Origin of the sequence: Nocardia brevicatena NBRC 12119 (genome assembly GCF_000308495.1) — a bacterium.
In the GTDB taxonomy this organism is placed as follows: domain Bacteria; phylum Actinomycetota; class Actinomycetes; order Mycobacteriales; family Mycobacteriaceae; genus Nocardia; species Nocardia brevicatena.
Map to the genome: position 1 here is coordinate 1 of NZ_BAFU01000069.1, position 6,572 is coordinate 6,572.

At 65.8% G+C, this 6,572-nt stretch carries 6 protein-coding genes; 3 read left to right on the plus strand and 3 right to left on the minus strand.

Annotated elements, in window-relative coordinates:
- Window positions 1-504: hypothetical protein (locus ON20_RS19060; protein WP_040837351.1), on the plus strand; the 504-nt coding region annotated here is incomplete at its 5' end.
- Window positions 505-521: 17 nt separating this feature from the next.
- Complete coding sequence (locus ON20_RS19065; RefSeq protein WP_040837352.1) at window positions 522-1,040, plus strand: type VII secretion system-associated protein; 519 nt, start codon at window positions 522-524, stop codon at window positions 1,038-1,040.
- A gap of 308 nt (window positions 1,041-1,348) precedes the next feature.
- Here the strand turns inward: ON20_RS19065 and ON20_RS19070 are convergent, their stop codons facing one another.
- Window positions 1,349-2,542: an XRE family transcriptional regulator gene (locus ON20_RS19070; protein WP_051162833.1), complete on the minus strand. Its 1,194-nt coding sequence runs from the start codon at window positions 2,540-2,542 to the stop codon at window positions 1,349-1,351.
- Entirely contained in the window at window positions 2,535-3,353 is an 819-nt protein-coding gene (locus tag ON20_RS19075; protein ID WP_040837353.1) for a hypothetical protein, read from the minus strand. Before ON20_RS19075 ends, ON20_RS19070 begins: the two co-directional genes overlap by 8 nt.
- 236 nt (window positions 3,354-3,589) lie before the next feature.
- On the opposite strand from ON20_RS19075, the gene ON20_RS19080 reads away from it, so the two are divergent.
- Window positions 3,590-4,546 (plus strand): putative endonuclease domain-containing protein, encoded by a 957-nt coding sequence (locus ON20_RS19080; RefSeq protein WP_051162835.1) that lies wholly within the window; start codon window positions 3,590-3,592, stop codon window positions 4,544-4,546.
- 402 nt (window positions 4,547-4,948) lie between these two features.
- On the opposite strand, the gene ON20_RS19085 is transcribed toward ON20_RS19080, so the two are convergent.
- Window positions 4,949-5,905, minus strand: coding sequence for an alpha/beta fold hydrolase (locus ON20_RS19085; protein ID WP_040837357.1), 957 nt, complete (start codon window positions 5,903-5,905; stop codon window positions 4,949-4,951).
- Between the last annotated feature and the right edge of the window lie 667 nt (window positions 5,906-6,572).

Sequence of the window (6,572 nt, forward strand, 5' to 3'; positions counted from 1 at the left end):
TCACACCGGCAAGTAATCGGCGCGCCGGAGAAGGCGCCTTGGGCCGACGCGGTCGCGGAGGCGGGACGACCGCCGGCGGTTGCCGTCGCGCACGGTAATGACGAGGGATTCGCGGTCGACATCAATACCGGTACCATCGAGCAACCCGAGTGGACGACCGTCGTTCTCGACGGAGAATCACACGGGAGGTTACTCGAGTCCATCGACTACTTCGCGCGCGCTGCGCAACAAGCCCCGGCGACGCTCTTGATCTCCTGTGAGACCGCGATGCCCGGGGCATCGGCGGCACGGGAGGCCGCAGACTACCTGCACAGCAGCGGGACAGTCCGGGGCGATATCCATGCACCCACCGATCTGGTGGCACCGGTCGGGCGTGAGCCCGGGAAGATCACCGACCTCGGAGTTATCGCGAACTACGATTCGAACGGAAATCCATTGCCACTATTTGCCACCTTTCCCGCACCCGAGAACCGGCCAACCCCCTGGCTCGGCGATGCCCAATGAGTTCAGAGAGACGAGCAATGCAGCCGAGAACCTTGACCATCGGGGGACAAGACTGGCTCGTTCTGATCGACCCAGGATGGCGTGGCGACACACCACAGAGCACACCACCCGCGGAGGTGATGGTGGGCGGCTGGACTGTGAACCCCGACCGAAAACTCGGCCCATTCGAGCCGAACCCCCGCTACCGCCCACTCCACAGCTCGACACCGACCGACCCGATCGACGCGCTGGCGCGGCTCACCGCTGCTGGTGAAGACCACCGTGCCGATATCATCCGACTCCTCCGCGACAACGTCGTCCAGATCGGATGCGACCAAGACAACGAGCCAGTCGTCGTGTCGCCGGATACCGGAGTGCCGTGTGTGCTCGTCGTGACCGCTGAGATCCACAAACAACAGCTGACCGTTCCACGTTGGTGGCCGATCGTGGGCAACACGCTCGCCGGCATCGTCCCTGCCGGGGTCGACGTTCTGTTCAACGCGGGAAGCGCTTATCGGTTTCGCTTCGCAAACAGCGCGCTGTCCCAAGGCCGTTGAACGAGAACCGCCCACTCCGTCGCCGATCTGCTCGGCAACGGCGACGAGGTCGGGGAGATGCCGCTGCCCGTCGCTGCCCGCGAGCGGCTGGCCGGATGGACCGCCGTGCGCGGCAATACTCCCAGACTGTTGTGGACCGGGCAACGCGGCCGGTCGACATCTCCGGGAACACCCAGGCCGTACAGCCAAGTTTGTGTCGAGCGTGTGACCCGGGGTTCCGGTAGAACTCGCCGAAAAACAACGGATAGTGCGTCACGAAGCCATCATCCCGAGGGTCGACCGGAGATGACCCAGAGTTGACCGAAGGGCTACCGGCCGTGGGCGGTTTCGGTGTCGGTGACCAGGCGCAGGACGGGGCGTTGGTCGGGTTGGCCGAGGAGTTGGCGTAGACGTTTGGGGCGCCAGTGCAGTTCTGCGGCGAGGCTGGTGAGGGTGAGGGTGCCGTGGGTTTGGGCGAGTTCGAAGGCTTTGGCGAGCAGCGTGGGTGTTTCGCCGGGGTATTGGGTGACGGGGTCGGCGCCGAGCATGCCGATGTCGTAGAGGTGGTTGAGGCGCTGGTAGGCGCGGCGGGCGACGGCGTCGGAGAGGGCACCGGTTTCGCGGGAACGGTAGACCAGCGATTTGATCGACACGCCCCATTCGTGGCTGAGTTGTTGGAGAGCTTTGACGTCGAAGCGGCGTGGCAGCCTGTCGGTGATCTGGTCGGCGGGGGTAAGGAATTCGGCGGCGAAGGCGTCGGCTTCGCGTTCTTGTTCGGGGTCGCCGGGGGCGGCGTCGCGGTGCAGGACGAGGTGGCCGAGTTCGTGGGCGGCGGTGAAGCGATGCCAGCACACGTCGTCGCCGCGGTCGGGGGTGAGCACGATCGTGGGACGCGGCATGCGGGAAGTGGAGAAGGCGTTGATGGTGGGTGTGTCGTCGCCGGCGAAGGCCACCATTGTGGTGACGATCCCGCGCATCTCCATGGTGCGAACCAGGTGCGGGACCGGCCCGCGCACCAGGCCCCAGTGCGCCCGCAACGCTCGTGCGGCTTCGGCCGGTGTGTCGCCGAGGCGGGTGGGGTCGTCGGGCAGGAACCCGGGCAAGTCGATGGCGGGGAACTGGATGTGCTTCTCCAGTGCGTAGGTCAGTTCCCACACCTGCTGGGTGAAGGCGACGGCCTTGGCGCGCTGGGCGGCTTTGGTCGAGCGGAGGCTGCGGAAATGCGCACTGGCGCCGTCGAGTTGGGCGAAGGGACGGCCCGCGGCGAAGAACTCGACGGGGACGTCGAGGACTTCGGCCGCGCGGTTGAGGTGGTCGGGCCGCGGTGGTGAGGTCAGGGATTCCCACTGGCTCACCGCGGCACCCGAGACTCCGATCTGTGCGGCCAGTGCCGCCTTGGTCAGGCCGGCGAGCTGGCGGGCCTGGGTGAGGCGGGCGGGGTCGAACGCCACCGCGACGTCGGAGGCCGAGATCGTCGCGGTGGTGTCGCCGGAGAGCAGGTTCAGAGGTGGGCGTTCAGGCATCGCTCGATGTCTCGGGTTGGGGTGTCGGTGGTTGTCCGCCGTCCGGTGTGGTCAACGGATTGCGGTGGGTGAGCACGATCTCGCCTATGGGTGCCTGATCGAAGCGCGGGGCGGTGGCGGGCTGCGGATCGGGAACCGGGACCGGGCCCGCGGGGCGCAGCGGGACGTGGTCGCCGCCGGTGTCGGCGGGCGGGGAGATCTGTTCGATGGTGCGCCAGTTCAACCGGCCGCGGTCATCGGCCTGGGATGCCTCGCCCCAGTAGACGCGCAGGATGCCGGAGTGCAGATTGGCGGCGTAGGCGATGATGACCAGCCGTCCCGCTTTGATCGCGTCGTCGAGGAAGGACTCCACATCCTCGATTTCGGTGTCGAGCTCTTCCTGCGTGAGATGGGCATGATCGAAGGACAGCTGTCGGTCGGGTGCCTCCTGGGTGAGCGCCAGCAGGCTCTCGCGCAGCTTCGACATCGTCATCTTCGCCTTTTCCACCGGGGCGTGGGCGTCGTCGGCGAACTTCCACGGGTACAGGATGATGTTGGTATCACCCACCACGATCAGCTCGTAGCGTGCACGCGCGGGCTTGATCCGGCGCAGGTCGGGGATCACCTCCTCGACCGCGAAGCCCACCTCTTCGTGCTGGACCAGCCAGATCAGGCCGTAGCCGTCGTTGCTGTCGAGCGCCAACCCTTTGTGGGCGGCCAACGCTCGCTGATGAGCGGCCTGCAGGCCGCGCCAGATCGCGCGCTGCAACGGCAGAGCGTGCTCACCGAATCGCTCGGTCTCCCACTGCGTGGGCACCGCTTGATCGCTCATGGATCCTCCCTGACACCCAGCCACGCATGCTTACGAATCGAAACGCGACAGCAGCGTAGCACTTAAGATTTGCGTGACATCTGCGCGCAACGCCGACCGGTTCGACTTCTCCATGTTCCAGTCCGCAACGGCCGTGCGTGGTCGAATCGCGTCACACAGAACGCTTTTCACCACAAATCGGCTAGATCAGCTGGGATCGGGCGAGGTCTGTCGGGTCTGGGTGTCACGATCGGGAGGTGAGCGCGACAGTCAAACCCGCCGATCTCCGCCGCGCCATCGCCGCCGCGGTCAGCGAGTTGAAGGCCTACGACGTGGCAAGCTTCTGTGTCGGCAGACTGGGGCTCGCCCCGGCCCGGGATGCCGGCGACGACCCTTTCACCGGCAAGTACCGGTGGGTGCACTCCCGGCTGCAGGAACACGATCTGGCCCGACTGCTCTCCATCGCCCGTCTCGTCCTCGCCGACCGTGACGACGAGACCCTGCAGGCGCTGGTGGACCAAGCCGGTTTCGGTGCGGGCGGTGTCGACGGCGAACTGCGCAACCTCATCTTCGCCTCCATCGGCCCGAAGCCCGAAATCGTGCTGCGGGACGCGATCAACAACGTCATCGAAATCACCAAAGGCGCCGACACCTGCCTGGTATACGACGAACCGATCGGCGAAACCGGTCTGAGCTGGTCGACGCTCACCGAATGGTGGAGCCGGCATCCACACTTCGAAGCCGAGTCCGACACCGACCCCGCACGTTCGCTGTGGCGGCGGTTGGTCCGATCCACCGTGAGTCCACCCGAGACGCTGCTGTTCAACACCTACGCCGCCCGCTACGGCGCGAACCCCGATATCCCCGCCCTCATCCCACAGGTCTACCTGCACTACGATCCCTACCTGCGGCCAGACTCTCAACAGCGGCCGGGATCGGTCATACGGCAGCGCATGGACTTCCTTCTGCTGCTGGGCAACCGGCGCCGCATCGTCGTCGAAGTCGACGGCAAACACCACTACGCCGACCACGAAGGCCGCGCCGATCCAGCCACCTACGCCACAATGGTCGCCGAAGACCGCCGCCTACGCCTGACCGGATACGAGGTCTACCGCTTCGGCGGACACGAACTCCAGCACGAGCACACCGCGCGGCAAACCCTCATCGACTTCTTCGACGAAATCCTGAGCAACCGCACACGAAAAAACCTCTGAAGCGGCCGCCGGCTGAACAACGGCCGAGGCGACCGGGCGAGGTCAAGTCGGGCCGTCTCCCCCCTCACCCGTCGCGATGCATAGCGGTATATCAGCGCATCTACAACTATCGATAGCGTCTGCGTCGAGTGCAGAACAGCAGGTATGTCGTGCATACGAACGTGTGTTCGATATCCATTCGGGAGACATGTGGGCCGATCCCTTCATCGCAGATGTTGGCGGAGGACGAACCGAATCGTGCGTGGATCGGGGTGTGGGGACCAGATTCGCGAAAAGTGGCGCTAAGCGGTTTGGCTATCAATCCGAGCGGCACCGCGAGCGCTACCGCAGATAATTTCCGGAGTCGCCAGTACGGGTCCTTACCAGTCCCGCCCCAGTCGTAGGCTCGCCGATCAATTCCCATTAGGCGACGAGGGTGAGGTGAGCGGCCGCGACCTGGCCGGGATCGCCTGCTCGGGTCATGAGGCGGTTGATGGCGTCGGCGACCTGGTCGGGCTGCTCGAGAATCACCGAGTGCCCGGCGCCCTCGACTATCACGAGGTCGGAGTACTCGACGGCCGCGGCCATCGCGACCGAGTGCGACGGTGGCGTCATCAGGTCGCTGCAGCCGCACAGCACCAGCGTGGGGATTCGCGAGAGGACCGTGAGCGCGTCGGTCCGGTCGTAGACCGTGAATTCGCTCAGGAAACTCGCCATCGTGACGATCGGCGTCTCGTTGCGCATCGCGTTGGCCAGCGCCAGCACCCGCGGGCTGACCTTGCGATCGCCGAACTCGGTGGCACGGATGACGGGGGCGAAGAGTGTGCAGGCTACAGGTTTCGCGTGGTGCATCAGTCCCGGGGCGCGGCGGACGGCCGCCTGGAACGCGGAAACGACCGGGTTACGCAAAAGCCGGCCGAGACCCGCGTCGGCGAGCCCGCTCGCGGCGGTCGCCAGGAGCGCGACGCCCACGATACGAGTGCCGATCTCGTGCGGGTGCTGTGCGGCGTAGGTCAGCACGGTCATGCCGCCCATCGAGTGGCCGACGAGGACGACCGGTCCGGTGGGGGCGACCGCGTCGAGAACGTCCTGCAGGTCGCGGCCGAGCTGGGCGAGGTTGTAGGTCTTGCGGGACGCCGCGGCGGAGTCGCCGTGTCCGCGATGGTCATAGCAGACCACCCGGGCGTCCGGGTATCGGCGCAGCAGCGCGTCGCGGACGTAGGTCCAGGACTCACTGCGCAGGCAATGGCCGTGCAGGAGGACGACGGTGATGTCGGCATCGCGCGGACCGTACTCGCGAACCGCGAGAGCGACGCCGTCTCGGGTCGAGACCGTGACACGCCGTTGCGCCACGGTGGGGATGGTGGTGCGGATGGACATGAGCGGCTCCGGTTCGCCGGCGAGGAGGTATTCTGCTCGCTGTGCGAAAACCATCCTCATCGAATCGGTACCGGGCCGACATGGGGAATATACCTATTCACGGTCATGCGATCACCTATTCTCGGTTGCCGATCGGCGTTCAGATGAGTCGCACTCTTGTGCATCTGGGGTATAGCCCAGATGGACAGATCCCTCCCTGCACGGCTTCGGCTACCCGGCCTCCGGTAGTCGGCCCAACTCGGTTGTCAGCGACCGGTACTTTTCGCGCCGATGTTCCTTGACCCCACTCCAGCTCCTCGATGGGCAAGGTCGGGTCCCTGTCCTTCCACCGGCCTGCTGGGCCAACGGTCAGGAAGGCTGGTGGCTCGGTAGCTGGGCGCACCACGACATAGACCTCGCCCGCAGCTGGCGCCATGTCCACGTCGGAAAACGGCACGAAGCCTTTGAACCCGGCCAAGTGGTCCGGCATCACCACAGGATGCCAGACCACCTGGCGGCTCTTGATCCGTGTCTCGTTGTGGCGGTGGCTTCTTTGCCGGCCTGGAAGGCATTCGGACCGGTATGATGTGACCGAGCCCAAGTCCATGACCCAAGGCCGAGAACGCCAACGGTAATGGCCCTCTCCATCGGATGCGGAGTATGCACGATGTCCCTCACCCCGGGCGAC

What these genes read in the sequence shown, in the direction of transcription:
- ON20_RS19065 (WP_040837352.1), top strand. Translation starts at nt 522, where the DNA reads ATGCAGCCGAGAACCTTGACCATCGGGGGACAAGACTGGCTCGTTCTG.
- ON20_RS19070 (WP_051162833.1), bottom strand. Translation starts at nt 2,542, where the DNA reads ATGCCTGAACGCCCACCTCTGAACCTGCTCTCCGGCGACACCACCGCG.
- ON20_RS19075 (WP_040837353.1), bottom strand. Translation starts at nt 3,353, where the DNA reads ATGAGCGATCAAGCGGTGCCCACGCAGTGGGAGACCGAGCGATTCGGT.
- ON20_RS19085 (WP_040837357.1), bottom strand. Translation starts at nt 5,905, where the DNA reads ATGTCCATCCGCACCACCATCCCCACCGTGGCGCAACGGCGTGTCACG.